Source organism: Janibacter sp. GS2 (genome assembly GCF_051200835.1).
In the GTDB taxonomy this organism is placed as follows: Bacteria; Actinomycetota; Actinomycetes; order Actinomycetales; family Dermatophilaceae; genus Janibacter.
This window is the reverse complement of sequence record NZ_CP195161.1, coordinates 2,909,215-2,922,709: the sequence shown is the minus strand read 5'-3', so window position 1 is coordinate 2,922,709 and position 13,495 is coordinate 2,909,215. Positions and strand designations below refer to the sequence as shown.

Below are 13,495 nucleotides of genomic sequence, written 5' to 3'. Positions count from 1 at the left end.
CGTCGCGGACCTTCCCGACGAAGGGAGTGTTCTGCGATGCCCGAGCCCGGAGGCCATGGGCGCGGCGCTGTGCTCGGCTCATGCCGCGGTTGCTGTGCACGACGACGGGGACGCGGGTCGGTGCGTCGAGGACAGACGCCGGGGTGCTTTCGTGGTGTGCCATGTCAGTTCTCCTGATGGGTTGTCGGAAGGTGTGCGTCCTTGTAGGCGAGCCAGACGGCCTTGGAAGGGATCCCGCGGTCGGCCACGGCGTGGCCCTGCTCGAGGGCCCACTCGCGGACGACGGCGCTGGTGACACCGGCCGCGCGCATCTCGTCCTTCATCCAGCGAGCCCGGTCCGTACTGGGGCGACCCTTCTGAACCTCACCCGAGGACCTGACGTCCACGCCGTGCTGGTGCAGCACCCGGGTGATGGTCGATGCGCCCGCCCCGAGAGCAGCGGCGACGGCGTGTGCGTTGCCGAGGTCGGCGTATAAGGCGAGGACGTGCTCATGGTCGAGGTCAGCCAGGCGCTGCGACACCGGGTTGCTCGTGCCGGAGAACTTCGTCCTGCCGTCGACGAGGGGGGTCCCGTGCCGGGCGAGAGTGCGACGAACCGTCACCGCGGAGGCGCCGACCTGCTCGGAGATCTCCCGAGCCGTCAGACCCTGCTTCGCCAGTTGGATCGCGTCGTCGACATTCCAATGTGGGGTGCGCCCCGGGCCCGGGCCACCGGCCCGAGGCAGGGAGATCCCCGCAGCGCGAGCGTCCGCACGGACTCGGCGGGCCGTCCAGCCCAACGCCTCCGCGATCTGCGGGGCGGTGTCACCCCTGGCTGCGAGCGCCTTGAAGTGTTCCCACTGCTCCCGCAGTTCGTTCGCGACCTCGGCGCTGTCGAGGTTCCCGTCTTCGGGGCGCGTCTTGGGGGATGAGCTCTTGGTGGCGCGGGACTTCTTCGCGCGCTTCGCCTTCGTGGACTTCGGGGATGCCTTCGTCGTGGTGGCGCTCTCCGCGGGCGAGAGCGGCTCGGGTCCGGACCAGCCACCCTCAGGGGCCTTGATCGGGGACTGGATGGTCTTGCGTGCCCGGGCGAGCTCGAGACGCTCCCACGGGTCGTCGTCGACGGCGGGCCGGGGACGGGCGAACGGCACGTGCCGGTGGTCGTGTACCGCGGCGTTCGCGTTGCCCTGCACCACGGGGCTCACGACCGGCCACCGTGGGAGATGGCGAAGGTCGCGACGTTCTCGGAGTCCAGGACCTGGCGCATGATGCCGCGGACCACGTCGACGACCTCGGCCTCGCGACCCGCAGGGGCCGGGACGAGGATGCGCAACTCGCCGTGGACATCGAAGGAAGGGTCATCCGGATCCGTGGACGACGAGAGGATCGTCAGCTGCGCGATCGGTATGGAGCGCTTCTCCGGGTGGCCCTGGGGCATGCCATCTGGTCGGGTGCTCATGCCCGGGCCGCCTTCCGCGATGCACGCGGCTGCGCGCTACCGAAGGGGGAGTAACGCACCACCCCGTCACCGACCCGCTGGCGAGGCGGCGCGGAGTGCGCCGCGGCGCTGTTACGGGCGCGCTCCACGGCGCCGGCCGAGAACTGCACCTCCTTCTGCTCGAGGGCCACGTCGTCGAGGACCTCGGCTGCGGCCGCGATCCTCGCCAGCCACAGGTAACGCTTACGGAGCTCGTCGGTGACCTCCTGGGGCGAGACTCCCCGGCGCAGACGCTCACTGCACGCGGCGATGGTCAGGTCGACCTCGGAGTTGTACTTCGCGCGGTGGTCGATGCCGGCGAGGACCTCGGCCGGTGTCGGAGCTGGTGCTGACGTGGTGCTCATTCGGTACCCTTCTCTCGTTCGTGAGGGTCGGCTTCTCCTGGTACGGGGGCCGGCCCTCCGTCTGTGCACACGGGGATTACTGGTTCGGGTGCCTGGCTCACGGGTCAGGCGCGTCGTCGAAGGGAAGCGGCTCCTCTTCCCACCGGGAGCTGGGCGCGAGCGCCGAGGCTGTGGATCGCTCGGCCTCGACCTGCTCGCGCCAGTCCGGGGGCGGGCCGTGGAGTTGGCTAGTGGCCGGGGTCGCGGGACACCGGTGGTTTCGCACGACCGGGCGACCGCACTGCACGCAGTACGGGCTCGAAGACGGTGAGGTGACGGCTTCCGCGTGGTCCTGACGAGTGCCCATCCGGATCGGCTCCCTTCGTCCTTACGTCTCGTGCTGGTCGGTGGTCGTGGGTGGGTGGTAGGTGGCCGGGTGGCGCTTCGCCGGTCCATTGCGCTGCCCTGGTGCCTCAACCCGAACCCGCAGCTGGGGGAGCAGCCACGTCGTGCGGGGAGGTCACCGGGCGAACCGGAGCGCCACCCGGCCGGTCTAGGGCGGCCCGACGAGAGCGAAGTCGGCTCGGCGGCCAAACAAGAGGGCCAGCACGTCGCGCTGGTGCATCGACAGGTCGAAGGGGGCGACTCCGGCGCGTCGTGCTTCCTCCTCGAGGTACGCCACGATCAGTCCCGGGTCGCGGCCGTTGCGCATCATCCGCAGCGCGACGTCCCACGGGTTGAGTACCTTCATGAGGCACCGTCCTCGGGTACGAGGCCGCACACTCCGCACCGGCCAGAGGGCTCGACCAGGTGGACATGGCTCGCGCCCCGGGCAGCCAGCAGGTACGTGCCGACCATGAGCACGAACGCGGTCGGCGTTCCGATCACGACGTCGAGGAGCGTCATCACCACTCCTCCCCAAAGGCGAAGCCGACGAGGGCCAGCAGGACGGTGAACGCGCCGAGCGCGAGGAGAAGGAGGGCGATCATCGCGTGCTCGTCTCGTAGAGCGCGTCGAGCTTCGCCCGGTCAGCGTCGGTGACGCTGTCGGACCAACCGCTCTGGTAGTCCTGTCGGAACCAGTGCATGTTGGACGGCTCCGCGCTGCTGTCGTGGCCCAGGCCCAGGCAGTGACCCAGCTCGTGGGTCACCACGTCGCCGGTGGTCTCGCCGGGCGCGAGGGTGATCGTGCAGGAGGCGAGGTAGTTCCCGTCACGGAAGGTGCGGGCGGCTTCGCCGCCGACGCCGGCATCCAGAGCCGTCGCGGGGCGGGTGCTGATCTGCGTCTCGCTGGGCGAGACGACTACGAACTCCACCGCGTCGCCCCACTGCTCAGACGCCACGACGAGGTCAGCAGTGATCGTGACCGTCTGCGCCTGCCAACGAGGAGGCCCGTCGTAGTCGCCCGGCGCGTGCGCGGCGAAGGCGACACCGGCAGGCGCAAGGGCGACCACCGTGAGAGCGCTCAGGATTCGCTTCGCGGTACTCACGCCATCGCCCCCTTCTTGCCGTGGGTGGGATCGAGCCGCAGCCCGGTCTTGACGACCCGGGCCTGCTCCGCAGTGAGACGCCTCGGCGCCGAAGCCGCGAGCGCCGCCACGGCGTCGGCCCAGGCGTCGCCGTGCGCCTGCCTGCGAGCGCGGTCGCGAGATGAGACCTGGTCACGGGGCGTGGTCTTGGTCATCGCGGCGTCTCTGGGGCGGCGCGCATCGTCCTCGGACATCGGCTCCGAAGTCGCGAGGGCGCTCATGCCGACATCTTCTGACGAGTGATGCCCCGCGCGTTTGTCACTCGGTGCACGCGAGAGGACCTCATGCGCTCGAAGAGGTCCTCCACGTCGCGGTCGAGCCACTTTGCGATCTGCTCGGCGAGGTCGTCGGAGCAGTTGGGCATCGTGCCGGTTTCGAGTGCGGAGATAGTCGCCTGGGTGCATCGGCACAGGGCGGCCAGGTCCCGCTGGCTGTACTTGGCGCGCTTGCGTGCCCTGCGCAGCGCCTCCTTGTCGGTGACCTTCATCCATGTCTCCCTGAGGTATCGAACCTTCGGTCTGCGACTCATCTTGCTCCCCTTCCCTCGTATTGACAAGTGGAGCATGGCGCACCTGTCAGTCACTTGTCAACATTCCGCCGTGCGGGCCCTACGAAACCGTGGGCGCGGGATGGTTCACTTGTCACGAATACAAGTGCGGCCGGTGGCACCAGTGACACAAGATGGAGGACTGTCGTCCCGTGATGAACGAACGCCTGACGCTGCGAGAGGTCGCTCAGACCGTGCTGACGAAGCACGATGTGAGTGGTCGGCAGCTGGATGCCTTGGCGCGGAGTCGTGGGCTGACGATCAGCTACACGACGATCAACGCCATGGCTGCGGGCTCGTACAGGTCCACGCCGTCGGACAAAACACTCGACGCGCTGGTGTCCCTGTCGGGCCTCGACCAGGCAGTGGTGTACGCCGCAGCTCGCCGACCGATTCCTCTCGCGCCCTTGGCTGAGCGGCTCCCGGTAGACGCGGACTCGCTCACGGGGGAACAGCAAGATGCTGTTCTCGCGGTCGTTCGTCAGTTCGCCAAGGCCAACCGGGCCTTGGACCGAGGACGAGAGGACGTGGGGAACGATGAACGTTCCGCCGCCACCACCCAGGTCCCGGGGAGCGGGGCCGTCATACACCAGCTGCCGAGCGCGACAGCGTTGGACTCGACCATGCCCGACGACGTCGCCGCACGATCGCAGGAGAGCAAGGGTCGCGCCCAAGTAGAGCGCGACCGGCAGGACGACGAGGGGGAGGCTCCATGACCTTTGGATTCCGCGTGTACACCTTCCAGACCTTCAAGCGGAAGGGGAGGACTCCGGAGGATCTGAGTGCGATCGCCGCTGACCACGCATCCACAGTCGCAGCACTGCTCGATGCTTATCGAGGCGAGGTGTTGAGTGGCCGGCCGGACTACCAGGACCTGCGCGGCGAGGTCCCCGAGGCATCCCCGGGGGACTACGAGATCAAGATCCAATCGGTCGATCAGGTGGGTCTGACCGTTCGATGCGAGGTGAGCTTCGGAAAGATCGGGGGACACGACGATCTCCTCCGTCGCGATGGTCGATCCACATCCATTGTTGGCGACTCTGCGACCCGCCGGTTCCGAGTCGACCTGTACTATCCGCGCTCTGGTGACGAGGGCATCCTCGTGACCGAGGTTCGGAGCAGGTCTGCCCCTGTCTCCGACCTGCTGGCGTGGTTGAGACGCTTCGAGGCCCTGCACTTTGCGGACGACTCCAGCAACGTCGAGTACTGGCGATCCATCCGGATCCAGACGATCGCTGACGTTGACCACTTGCTCGCGCTGATCAAGAACGCGCGCAGGACCACGGTCCAGTTCAGGTCGATGGGACCACCGACCGCGCGTGGGCGGCGCCCGGTGAAGAAGGGGGAGCTGGAAGTGACGGACGTGACGAGCGCTCAGGCCGCTGAACTGGTCAAGGAAGTCGTGGGGTGGGTAGAGGGCAATAAGAAGGGCGCGGTCGCCCGGACGGCATCGAGGGTAAACCTCGATCTGGGAAAGATCCGCGACGGCGGGATGGACGTCAACCGGACGACAATCCGGCTGGAAGGCGACCAGCCGCTGTCGGTGAGCCCAGATAATGTCGATGACGTCTTCACCTACCCTCTGAGTAAGAACCTCCGTCTTGATGGGGGATCTTGGCGGTACCGGACGGTGGAGAAGGCGCGGGACCTCGCCAAGCAGGAGGCGCTGGACCTAGAATTCGAGTAGTTGACTCATGGTGGGAAGCGGTGTCACGGATGCGTGAGTGGATACTCAAGGTCGGCGCAGGACTACGGACTGACAGATTCTCCCTAGCCCCGCTTTGGTCGGCGGTGGCCGACGGAGTTCGCCACCGTCGCGTTCACGAGGATGAACCACGCGACTACGGTGCTCTGCTGATTCTCTTCGTGCCGCCGACTCTGTTGGGCCTCCTGTCGCTCGGGCTCGGCTGGCAAATTCGAGCGGCGGACTCACTGATTGCCGGGCTGTCACTGTTGGCGGCTGCGCTGTTGGCCGTCTTCGTCCAGCTCTCTACGTGGAGACAGCGGCTAAGTCCGGGGGGTAAGCCGGAGGCCGTAGTTAGCTACGAGGGCCCGCAACGACGCGCGATCGATGAGGCTGCTGCACAGACTCTGTGGGCAAGCCTAATAACCGTGCTGACAGCGCTGTGTCTCGTGGTGATCGCGAACACTGTCTCGATCGACCGCGCAGGAGACGCTGTGGCTTCTTGGGCGCAGCGTGGTCTTACCGCGGCGGTCGTCGCCCTAGGTGCCTATCTCGTTCTGACTTTTCTCTTGATCGTGAACCTCCTGTGGGATGCCTACGAGAACGCCCGCAGCGGCCCAGTGCCTGCGCAAGGTGACACTCAGGACCGCTCGACGCCCTCCGGGGGGCCACTTCACAGGTAGCTCGGATGTCACCGGCCTCATCTAGCGTCCCGGTCATGCATCTGCCTCACCCGTGGCGCGAACTCCGCGCCCTCGCACACGTCGCCGTGCACTTCGACGAGCTGCAGCTTGGCGTGTGGGGCGTCAACGACGGCCGCGAGCGCATCTGGCTGGACGCTCGCTTGAGCCAAGTGGAGCGGCGGTGCACGCTCGCGCACGAGCTGGTCCACCTGTGGCGCGGACATGCCGGCTGCCAGGACGAACGCACCGAGCGTCTCGTTGAGGCCGATGCAGCGCGGTACCTCCTGCCGGATCCGTGGGACGTGGCCAACGAGCTCGTGTGGTCCGGGGGCGACCTCGAGATCGCCGCAGACGAACTGTGGGTCGATGAGCCCACCCTGCGAGCGCGGCTCGACGCTCGGCATCTGCGCCCGGCGGAGCGGGCGATCATCGTGGAGCGGATCAACCGGTTGGAGGTCGGGGCATGACAGAGCTCGAGGAGCAGCTGCTGGACGTCTGGCGGAGATGGCCGCTCGATGGGCAGCGTGACCGTAGGCTCAACGCCTTCGCAGAGCTCGGTCTGGGCGAGACGAGAGCTCTGCAGGTGATCAACCGACTCCTGTCCATGCCGGCGGCGTACCGCTACGATCCGGTGACCGTGGCGCGTCTGCGCCGGCTGAGGGACTCGAGGACGCGCCGCCCGGCTTAGCGCCTCCACTCGCTTGGTCCGTCACCCATGAGGGCGAGCACGATGAACCTAGATGTGCAAGCATCGGCGCTTATTGCTTGCATGTTGGGTTAATGGGTGCAATTATGCAGGCATGAGGGATGACATGCCTGCACAGAACCGCGGCGAGCACGACCCCTCCGAGGAGGGTCCGACGAGTGGACGTGCGAGAGGAGGTCGTGCCCGCGCCAAGAAGCTCTCTCCTCAAGAACGCTCCGCTATCAGCCGGCGTGCGGCTCGAACTCGATGGGACGAGCCCGACAAGGTGGCTGTGTGCGGCTCGTCGGACAAGCCCCTGAGGGTCGGCGACGCCGAGCTCTCCTGCTACGTCCTTGACGACGGGACCAGGGTGCTCACGCAGGCGAGTTTCTTGCAGGCACTCGGCCGTCACCCCAGAGCCAACACCCGGAGCCTGTCCGGAGTGCCGCCAATCCTCCAGGGGCAAGCCATCGCGCCGTTCATCCCTCGCGAGGTGATGGAGAAGGCCGCTCCGATCACGTTCAGGCTTCCGAACGGTGGACGGGCCAGTGGGTACAACGCTGAGCTTCTGCCCGCGGTTTGTGAGATCTACCTGGCAGCGCGTGAGAACAGGGCACTGCCGTACCAGCAGATGCACGTGGCTCAGCAAGCTGAGATCCTCGTCCGCGGCTTGGCTCGCGTGGGCATCATCGCCCTTGTCGACGAAGCCACTGGGTACCAGGAGATGCGCCAGCGTGACGCTTTGGCGAGGATCCTCGAGGAGTTCGTTGCGAAGGAACTCCAAGCGTGGGTCAAGACCTTTCCTCCAGAGTTCTACGAAGAGATGTTCCGGCTCAGGGGTCTTGACTACAAGAAGGACGGTGTCAAACGTCCGCAGTACTTCGGCACGCTGACTAACGATGTGGTGTACGACCGTCTGGCGCCCGGCGTACGGGAGGAACTGAAGCGAAAGGTCCCGCGAAATGAGAGCGGGCGCCCGGCTGCGAGGCTGCATCAGCAACTGACAGCGGACACGGGACATCCCAAGTTGCGTGAGCACCTTGCCTCTGTCGTCTCGATCATGAAACTGAGTGAGTCTTGGGACGATTTCAAGGGGAAACTCGACCGTATCCATCCGAAGTTCGGCAAGACGATCCCGTTGGATCTCGACACCTAGACCGTCACGACCAGGAGATTTCGACCGTGGCCGGGTTGAACCATCGCGCGCCGCGGCCGGGGGAGTGGAGCCGGATCGTGGCGAGTGAGGCGAGGATCTGGCGTTGCATCTCAGTCGGGGTGGAACGCCACCCGACCGCGAGGTCGTCGTGCTCGAGCAGGGCGGCGACGGCTGGGCGGCGGGAGAGGCTGGCGAGCTCAGCGGTGAGGTCGTCGAGGCGGGCCCGGAGCTTGGTGGAGATGCGGCGCAACTGGAGTTCGTCGACGTCGCCGGCTGCGTAGGCATCAGCGACGCCGTCCAGGCGAGCGCGCAGGGTGGTCTCTTCGGCGCGGAGTGCGGCCGCGTGCTCGGGCGAGACGGGGTCGAGCAGGTCTGTGGTGGGTGTGCGGGCGAGTCGTTCGAGGAGGACGTCGCTCACGTACTCCTCGATGGGTGCGGCGGCGCGGGAGAGGTGTCGTTTCGTGGAGCAGTAGTAGAGGCGAGGCCGGTCGCCGGAGCGGGTCGAGTAGACCCGTGTCGGCTCGGCACAGATGCCGCAGGTGGCCACACCCACGAGCAGCGGGGACGACTGCTTCGGTCGTCCCGGTTGCCGGGCGGGGTCAGCGAGCAGCGCCGCGAGCGCCCGGTGGTCATCGACGCTGATCATCGGTGGCCACGCGCCTTCGCCGATGACGGCGCCGTGGTGGACGAGCAGGCCGGCGTTCCTGGGGGAGGCCAGCATGCGCCGCAGCTCGGTGGGGTGCCATCGGTTGCCGGCCGTGGTGACCACCCCTGCTCCGGTGAGTTCCCGGGCGATCGAGGACAGCGAGGCGCCGGCGAGGAGCGCCGCGGTGGCCTTGCGGACCCACGCGGCCTCGACCTCGTTGTGTGCCATGCCGTCGGTGGTGAACCCGAACGGGCGCCGACCGACGTGCATCAGCCCAGCCGCGCGGCGTTGCTCGCCCGCGGCGCGCTGACGCTCAGACTTGCGTTCGACCTCCGCCCGGGCCACAGCGCCCTTGATGCGCGCGAACAGCCGCCCGTTGTCCGTGGACAGGTCAGCGTCGCCACCGACGGACGCGAGCGCGATGCCGTGCCGGTCAGCGAGCTCGATGAAGTGCTCGATCTCGATGGGGCGGCGGGTGAGGCGGTCGAGGTCCCAGACGACGACGGCGTCGATGACGCCGGCGGCGAGGTCGTCGAGCATGGCCTGGTACTCGGGTCTGGGCTTGCCTGAGTAGGCGGAGAGGTCGTTGTCTTCGTAGACGCGGTGGACTGGCCAGCCCTTGGCGTCGGCGGCCTCGCGGCAGGCTTGCTGCTGTCGGGTGACGCCGAGCCTGCGGCCGGTTGGGTCGCTGCTGATGCGCACGTAGATCCCCGCGGTTCTGGTCATGCCAGCCATCGTGGCGGCCCCCACTTTCAACGTGTGAACGTCGGTCGGGATCATCCTGAAGATCCCCAAGCGGGACGTCGTCGCCATGCAGTGTCGCCAGCCCAGCCTCGAGGGCACCGGCGAGATCCCTCTGCGCCGCCTGGTCAAGGAGGCGCTGCGGATGCGGCCCTCCCGGATCATCGTCGGCGAGGTGCGTCAGGCAGAGAGCCTCGATCTGCTCATCGCGCTCAACTCGGGCCTGCCGGGGATGTGCACGATCCACGCCAACTCGGCCCGCGAGGCCGTGACGAAGATGTGCACCCTCCCGCTGCTGGCCGGAGAAAATGTCAGCTCCCGCTTCGTCGTGCCCACCGTGGCCGGCTCGATCGACCTCGTCGTCCATGCTGCGCTCGAGGTCGACGGCACACGCCGGGTCCGGGAGATCGTCGGGCTGCCCGGCCGCATGGAGAACGACGTCGTCGAGATCAGCGACATCTTCACCACTCGTGAGGGTCGGCTCGTGCGGGCCGATGGTTTCCCGCCGCACCGCGACCGCTTCGAACGCGCCGGGTACGACCTCGCCGCGCTGCTCGCCGGAGGTCGCCCGTGACCGGAGTCCTCGTGGGGGCCCTGCTCGGTGCCGGCCTCTTCCTCATCTGGTGGTCCACCTGGCCGCAGGAGCCCACGCGTGCGCGCGAGCCGCAGGAGCATCGGCTGCTGCGTCAGCTGCGGGACGAGCTGGCCCAGGCCGGTTACCGGGGGATCGGGCCGGTCGGTCTGCTCGCCGCCTGCGTCATCGCCTTCCTCCTGGTCTTCGTCACCGTCACCGCGGTGACCACGGTGCCGAGCATCGCGCTGTGCTTTGCCGTCATGGCCGGATGGGTGCCGGTGGCCGTCGTGCGGATGCGGGCGCGCTCGCGTCGCGCCCACCTTCGCGAGCTGTGGCCGGACGTCGTCGACAACGTCACCTCCGCCGTACGGGCTGGTCTCGCGCTCCCCGAGGCGCTCGCCCAGCTCTCGGTACGGGGTCCGGATGAGTTGCGTCCGGCCTTTCGCGACTTCGCCGGCGACTACCGCACGACCGGTCGGTTCAACGACTGCCTCGACCGGCTGAAGGACCGCCTGGCCGACCCGGTGGGCGACCGACTCGTGGAGTCCCTGCGCATCGCCCGCGAGGTCGGCGGCTCCGATCTCGGGTCCCTCCTGCGGACCCTGTCGACCTTCCTGCGTGAGGACGCCCGCACACGCAGCGAGCTGGAGACGCGGCAGTCCTGGACGGTCAACGCCGCGAGGTTGGCCGTCGCCGCCCCGTGGATCGTGCTCGCGCTCCTCTCGACCCGGCCCGAGTCCGTGCAGGCCTACAACAGTGCCGCGGGAGCGGCCGTCCTCGCCGTCGGGGCGGCCGCGACGGTGCTCGCCTACCGGCTCATGGTCCGGATCGGTCGCCTCCCGGAAGAGGAACGGGTGCTGAGATGACCGATCTCGTGCACTCCATCGGCCCGGGGCGCGGCGGCGCGCTGCTCGGTCTCGTTCTCGCGCTCGGTGTCGTGCTCGTGCACCAGGGGCTGCCACGACACCGTCAGGCTACGCTCGAGGACCGGCTCGCGCCCTATCTGCGGGACACCCCGAAGCCCTCCCGGCTGCTCACGGCGCCGGAGGTGCCCTTGGCCGCCGTCATCCCGACCGTGCTGCGGCCCCTCGTCAGCGACCTCGCCCGGCGGGTGGAGTCCGTCCTCGGCGGCACGAGCTCGGTACGACGTCGGCTGCTGCGCGCGGGCCGGGAGCCGGACACCGACCACTTCCGTGCGGAGCAGGTCGTCTACGGATTCGGCGGGTCGGCGCTGGGTGGTCTGCTCGGGGTCGTCTTCGTCACCAGCGAGGGCCGCTCACCCTTCTTCCTCCTCGTGCTCATCGTCCTCGGCTTCGCCTGCGGTGTCGTCGTCCGCGACTCGTCCCTGTCCAAGGAGGCCGACCGCCGCGAGGCGAAGATGCTCGCCGAGTTCCCCACGGTGGCCGAGCTGCTCGCGCTCGCGGTCGGAGCAGGTGAGGGAGCCGCCGGTGCCTTGGAACGGGTCGTGCGTCTCTCCCAGGGGGAGCTGTCCGATGAGCTGGGCCGGTGCCTCGCGGATGCCCGCGCCGGAGCCAGCCTGCCCACCGCTCTGCAGGGGCTCGCCGACCGCACCGGGCTGAGCTCGCTCGCCCGCTTCGTCGACGGGATCGTCGTCGCCGTCGAACGCGGCACCCCCCTCGCGGACGTCCTGCGCGCGCAGGCCCAGGACGTCCGTGAGGAGGGCCGCCGCCAGATCATGGAGGCCGGCGGCAAGAAGGAGATCGCGATGATGGTCCCGGTCGTCTTCGGTGTCCTCCCCGTGACCATCCTCTTCGCCCTCTTCCCGGGACTGGGCTTCTTCCAGTTCCAGATGTGACCGACCCACCACCGCCACGAAGGAGATCGATCCACATGTCCGACCAGCTCATCAAGGCACACATCCGCATGAGCGCTGTCACCCGTCGTGCCGTCACGCGCCTGCGTGACGAGACCGGCGACGTCCCCGGCTGGGTGCTGATCACCCTGATGACCGCGGCCCTGGTCACCGGCATCTGGGCGATCGCCGGGGAACAGCTCAAGAGCATGTTCAAGAGCGCCCTGGAGGGTGTCACCGGCCCGGACCAGGTCCACAACTGATCATGACCCGCAGGCTCGGGGACGACACCGGCTCCGCGGTCGTCGACTTCACCCTGACCTCCGCGCTGCTGCTCTTCGTCTTCCTCGCGGTCTTCCAGCTCGGTCTGGCACTGCACGTGCGCAACACCCTCGTCTCCTGTGCCTCGGAGGGTGCTCGCTACGGAGCCCGGGCAGGGTCGAGTCCGGACCAGGGCGCCGAGCGTGCTCGGGACCTCATCGACCGGTCGCTCTCGGAGCGCTACTCCGAGGGGGTCTCCACCCGGGTGGAGACCACCGGTGCCGGCGTCGAGGTCCTCGTCGTCGACGTGATCGCCCCGGTGCCGGTCGTCGGCCCGATGGGGCCGAGCGAGGGCTTCGACGTGCGTGGTCGGGCCTTCCTGGAGGAGCAGTGAGCACGTGGCGGGCCCGGCTGTCCGACGAAGGGGGCACCGCCGTCATCGAGTTCGTCTGGTTGGCGATCCTGCTGCTCGTCCCGTTGATCTACCTCGTCCTGTGCCTCGCCCGGCTCCAGGCCGGGTCCTATGCCGTGACCCAGGGAGCGCGCGAGGCCGCGCGCGCCTTCGTCACCGCCGAGGACGACAGCTCGGCGCAGGCCCGGGCGCGCGCTGCGTCCGACATCGCCTTCCGGGACCAGGGTTTCGCCGACCACGGTGACCTGACCGTGGCGTGCTCGGCCAGCCCGTGCCTCTCGCCCGGTGGGTCCGTGACGACCCAGGCCACGGTCACCGTTCCCCTGCCGCTCGTGCCCTCCTTCCTCGGCGACGTGGTTCCCCTGGAGATTCCGGTCTCGGCGAGCCAGGTGGCGCCGGTCCCGGAGTACGAGGTGCGATGACCACCCTTCGCGCCCCCGCCACGCGCCGTGGTGCCCATCTCGGCCCGCGTGCCCGGGACGAGCGCGGTCAGCTGTCCATCCTCGTCCTCGGGCTGACCGTCATCGCGATGACCCTGATCATCGGGGGGCTGGCGGTCACCTCGGTGCAGATCTCGCGCATGCGGCTGCTCGACGCCGCCGACTCGGCCGCCCTCGAGGCGACCGACGAGGGGGTCGAGCGGATCTACGACCAGGGCCTGGGGGAGACGCTGCCCCTGACCGACGACGTCGTGCGCCGCAGTGCCGCGGAGCACCTCGCGGGTCGCGACCGACCCCACGGTCTGGAGGGCTGGGAGGTGGCCGAGGGCACCGGCAGCCCGGACGGGCGCACCGCTGTCGTCCGGCTGCGGGGAGAGGCGGATCTACCGCTGGTCGGGGGGCTGCTGGAGTCCCTGGGTGGGTCCGTGACGGTGACCGTCGAGTCGAGGGCGCGGGCCGACGTGGTCGAGGACCCACCCTGATCGTCGGCTGCCCTCCCACGCAGGCCGACGACCTGACACTATG

At 68.6% G+C, this 13,495-nt stretch carries 21 protein-coding genes and 1 pseudogene; 13 read left to right on the top strand and 9 right to left on the bottom strand.

Annotated features, from left to right (window positions below; genetic code table 11):
• Positions 1 to 164: 164 nt before the first annotated feature.
• From ACR9E9_RS14130 to ACR9E9_RS14095, 8 genes are all read right to left on the bottom strand, one after another.
• Entirely contained in the window at positions 165 to 1,184 is a 1,020-nt protein-coding gene (locus ACR9E9_RS14130; RefSeq protein WP_435199523.1) for an Lsr2 family DNA-binding protein, read from the bottom strand.
• The gene (locus ACR9E9_RS14125; protein ID WP_435199521.1) at positions 1,181 to 1,438 is read right to left on the bottom strand and encodes a hypothetical protein; all 258 of its coding nucleotides are present in this window, start codon (positions 1,436 to 1,438) and stop codon (positions 1,181 to 1,183) included. The genes ACR9E9_RS14130 and ACR9E9_RS14125 overlap by 4 nt, the downstream gene beginning before the upstream one ends.
• Positions 1,435 to 1,821: a hypothetical protein gene (locus ACR9E9_RS14120; RefSeq protein ID WP_435199519.1), complete on the bottom strand. Its 387-nt coding sequence runs from the start codon at positions 1,819 to 1,821 to the stop codon at positions 1,435 to 1,437. Before ACR9E9_RS14120 ends, ACR9E9_RS14125 begins: the two co-directional genes overlap by 4 nt.
• Positions 1,822 to 2,353: 532 nt before the next feature.
• A complete protein-coding gene (locus ACR9E9_RS14115) occupies positions 2,354 to 2,551 on the bottom strand; it encodes a hypothetical protein (RefSeq protein WP_435199517.1) in 198 nt (65 codons plus the stop codon).
• The gene (locus ACR9E9_RS14110; RefSeq protein WP_435199515.1) at positions 2,548 to 2,706 is read right to left on the bottom strand and encodes a hypothetical protein; all 159 of its coding nucleotides are present in this window, start codon (positions 2,704 to 2,706) and stop codon (positions 2,548 to 2,550) included. The genes ACR9E9_RS14115 and ACR9E9_RS14110 overlap by 4 nt, the downstream gene beginning before the upstream one ends.
• Before the next feature lie 79 nt (positions 2,707 to 2,785).
• On the bottom strand, positions 2,786 to 3,289 hold the full coding sequence (locus tag ACR9E9_RS14105; protein WP_435199511.1) for a matrixin family metalloprotease: 504 nt from the start codon (positions 3,287 to 3,289) through the stop codon (positions 2,786 to 2,788).
• The gene (locus tag ACR9E9_RS14100; RefSeq protein ID WP_435199509.1) at positions 3,286 to 3,549 is read right to left on the bottom strand and encodes a hypothetical protein; all 264 of its coding nucleotides are present in this window, start codon (positions 3,547 to 3,549) and stop codon (positions 3,286 to 3,288) included. Before ACR9E9_RS14100 ends, ACR9E9_RS14105 begins: the two co-directional genes overlap by 4 nt.
• Positions 3,546 to 3,815, bottom strand: a complete 270-nt coding sequence (locus ACR9E9_RS14095; protein ID WP_435199507.1) for a helix-turn-helix transcriptional regulator — start codon at positions 3,813 to 3,815, stop codon at positions 3,546 to 3,548. Before ACR9E9_RS14095 ends, ACR9E9_RS14100 begins: the two co-directional genes overlap by 4 nt.
• Before the next feature lie 212 nt (positions 3,816 to 4,027).
• Between ACR9E9_RS14095 and ACR9E9_RS14090 the strand changes: the two genes are divergently transcribed.
• The 6 genes from ACR9E9_RS14090 to ACR9E9_RS14065 all read left to right on the top strand — a co-directional run bounded on the left by ACR9E9_RS14090 (position 4,028) and on the right by ACR9E9_RS14065 (position 8,083).
• Positions 4,028 to 4,591, top strand: a complete 564-nt coding sequence (locus ACR9E9_RS14090) for a hypothetical protein (protein ID WP_435199505.1) — start codon at positions 4,028 to 4,030, stop codon at positions 4,589 to 4,591.
• The gene (locus ACR9E9_RS14085; protein WP_435199503.1) at positions 4,588 to 5,562 is read left to right on the top strand and encodes a hypothetical protein; all 975 of its coding nucleotides are present in this window, start codon (positions 4,588 to 4,590) and stop codon (positions 5,560 to 5,562) included. The genes ACR9E9_RS14090 and ACR9E9_RS14085 overlap by 4 nt, the downstream gene beginning before the upstream one ends.
• Positions 5,563 to 5,591: 29 nt before the next feature.
• On the top strand, positions 5,592 to 6,242 hold the full coding sequence (locus tag ACR9E9_RS14080) for a hypothetical protein (protein ID WP_435199501.1): 651 nt from the start codon (positions 5,592 to 5,594) through the stop codon (positions 6,240 to 6,242).
• Positions 6,243 to 6,277: 35 nt separating this feature from the next.
• A complete protein-coding gene (locus ACR9E9_RS14075) occupies positions 6,278 to 6,709 on the top strand; it encodes an ImmA/IrrE family metallo-endopeptidase (protein ID WP_435199499.1) in 432 nt (143 codons plus the stop codon).
• Positions 6,706 to 6,930 carry a DUF3263 domain-containing protein gene (locus tag ACR9E9_RS14070; protein ID WP_435199497.1) on the top strand — a complete coding sequence of 75 codons (225 nt, stop codon included), beginning with the start codon at positions 6,706 to 6,708 and terminating at the stop codon, positions 6,928 to 6,930. The genes ACR9E9_RS14075 and ACR9E9_RS14070 overlap by 4 nt, the downstream gene beginning before the upstream one ends.
• Before the next feature lie 112 nt (positions 6,931 to 7,042).
• Positions 7,043 to 8,083 (top strand): P63C domain-containing protein, encoded by a 1,041-nt coding sequence (locus ACR9E9_RS14065; RefSeq protein ID WP_435199495.1) that lies wholly within the window; start codon positions 7,043 to 7,045, stop codon positions 8,081 to 8,083.
• Positions 8,084 to 8,087: 4 nt separating this feature from the next.
• Here ACR9E9_RS14065 and ACR9E9_RS14060 read toward each other — a convergent pair whose 3' ends face one another.
• Positions 8,088 to 9,455 carry a recombinase family protein gene (locus tag ACR9E9_RS14060; RefSeq protein WP_435199493.1) on the bottom strand — a complete coding sequence of 456 codons (1,368 nt, stop codon included), beginning with the start codon at positions 9,453 to 9,455 and terminating at the stop codon, positions 8,088 to 8,090.
• Positions 9,456 to 9,510: 55 nt separating this feature from the next.
• On the opposite strand from ACR9E9_RS14060, the pseudogene ACR9E9_RS14055 reads away from it, so the two are divergent.
• The 7 genes and pseudogenes from ACR9E9_RS14055 to ACR9E9_RS14025 form a co-directional block, all read left to right on the top strand.
• A pseudogene (locus ACR9E9_RS14055) lies at positions 9,511 to 10,044 on the top strand (ATPase, T2SS/T4P/T4SS family); the annotation flags it as partial.
• A complete protein-coding gene (locus tag ACR9E9_RS14050; RefSeq protein WP_435199491.1) occupies positions 10,041 to 10,910 on the top strand; it encodes a type II secretion system F family protein in 870 nt (289 codons plus the stop codon). The pseudogene ACR9E9_RS14055 and the gene ACR9E9_RS14050, both read left to right, overlap by 4 nt.
• A complete protein-coding gene (locus tag ACR9E9_RS14045) occupies positions 10,907 to 11,860 on the top strand; it encodes a type II secretion system F family protein (RefSeq protein WP_435199489.1) in 954 nt (317 codons plus the stop codon). Before ACR9E9_RS14050 ends, ACR9E9_RS14045 begins: the two co-directional genes overlap by 4 nt.
• Before the next feature lie 35 nt (positions 11,861 to 11,895).
• Positions 11,896 to 12,120 (top strand): hypothetical protein, encoded by a 225-nt coding sequence (locus tag ACR9E9_RS14040; RefSeq protein ID WP_435199487.1) that lies wholly within the window; start codon positions 11,896 to 11,898, stop codon positions 12,118 to 12,120.
• A gap of 2 nt (positions 12,121 to 12,122) precedes the next feature.
• Entirely contained in the window at positions 12,123 to 12,512 is a 390-nt protein-coding gene (locus ACR9E9_RS14035) for a TadE/TadG family type IV pilus assembly protein (protein WP_435199485.1), read from the top strand.
• Positions 12,509 to 12,952, top strand: coding sequence for a TadE/TadG family type IV pilus assembly protein (locus tag ACR9E9_RS14030; protein ID WP_435199483.1), 444 nt, complete (start codon positions 12,509 to 12,511; stop codon positions 12,950 to 12,952). Before ACR9E9_RS14035 ends, ACR9E9_RS14030 begins: the two co-directional genes overlap by 4 nt.
• Positions 12,949 to 13,452, top strand: coding sequence for a pilus assembly protein TadG-related protein (locus ACR9E9_RS14025; RefSeq protein WP_435199482.1), 504 nt, complete (start codon positions 12,949 to 12,951; stop codon positions 13,450 to 13,452). The genes ACR9E9_RS14030 and ACR9E9_RS14025 overlap by 4 nt, the downstream gene beginning before the upstream one ends.
• The last annotated feature ends 43 nt before the right edge of the window (positions 13,453 to 13,495 follow it).

Bases quoted from the DNA above. Each gene is read 5' to 3' on its own strand.
- ACR9E9_RS14125 (WP_435199521.1), bottom strand. From the start codon at position 1,438: ATGAGCACCCGACCAGATGGCATGCCCCAGGGCCACCCGGAGAAGCGC.
- ACR9E9_RS14120 (WP_435199519.1), bottom strand. From the start codon at position 1,821: ATGAGCACCACGTCAGCACCAGCTCCGACACCGGCCGAGGTCCTCGCC.
- ACR9E9_RS14115 (WP_435199517.1), bottom strand. From the start codon at position 2,551: ATGAAGGTACTCAACCCGTGGGACGTCGCGCTGCGGATGATGCGCAAC.
- ACR9E9_RS14110 (WP_435199515.1), bottom strand. From the start codon at position 2,706: ATGACGCTCCTCGACGTCGTGATCGGAACGCCGACCGCGTTCGTGCTC.
- ACR9E9_RS14100 (WP_435199509.1), bottom strand. From the start codon at position 3,549: ATGAGCGCCCTCGCGACTTCGGAGCCGATGTCCGAGGACGATGCGCGC.
- ACR9E9_RS14095 (WP_435199507.1), bottom strand. From the start codon at position 3,815: ATGAAGGTCACCGACAAGGAGGCGCTGCGCAGGGCACGCAAGCGCGCC.
- ACR9E9_RS14085 (WP_435199503.1), top strand. From the start codon at position 4,588: ATGACCTTTGGATTCCGCGTGTACACCTTCCAGACCTTCAAGCGGAAG.
- ACR9E9_RS14080 (WP_435199501.1), top strand. From the start codon at position 5,592: ATGCGTGAGTGGATACTCAAGGTCGGCGCAGGACTACGGACTGACAGA.
- ACR9E9_RS14075 (WP_435199499.1), top strand. From the start codon at position 6,278: ATGCATCTGCCTCACCCGTGGCGCGAACTCCGCGCCCTCGCACACGTC.
- ACR9E9_RS14070 (WP_435199497.1), top strand. From the start codon at position 6,706: ATGACAGAGCTCGAGGAGCAGCTGCTGGACGTCTGGCGGAGATGGCCG.
- ACR9E9_RS14065 (WP_435199495.1), top strand. From the start codon at position 7,043: ATGAGGGATGACATGCCTGCACAGAACCGCGGCGAGCACGACCCCTCC.
- ACR9E9_RS14060 (WP_435199493.1), bottom strand. From the start codon at position 9,455: ATGACCAGAACCGCGGGGATCTACGTGCGCATCAGCAGCGACCCAACC.
- ACR9E9_RS14045 (WP_435199489.1), top strand. From the start codon at position 10,907: ATGACCGATCTCGTGCACTCCATCGGCCCGGGGCGCGGCGGCGCGCTG.
- ACR9E9_RS14040 (WP_435199487.1), top strand. From the start codon at position 11,896: ATGTCCGACCAGCTCATCAAGGCACACATCCGCATGAGCGCTGTCACC.
- ACR9E9_RS14035 (WP_435199485.1), top strand. From the start codon at position 12,123: ATGACCCGCAGGCTCGGGGACGACACCGGCTCCGCGGTCGTCGACTTC.
- ACR9E9_RS14025 (WP_435199482.1), top strand. From the start codon at position 12,949: ATGACCACCCTTCGCGCCCCCGCCACGCGCCGTGGTGCCCATCTCGGC.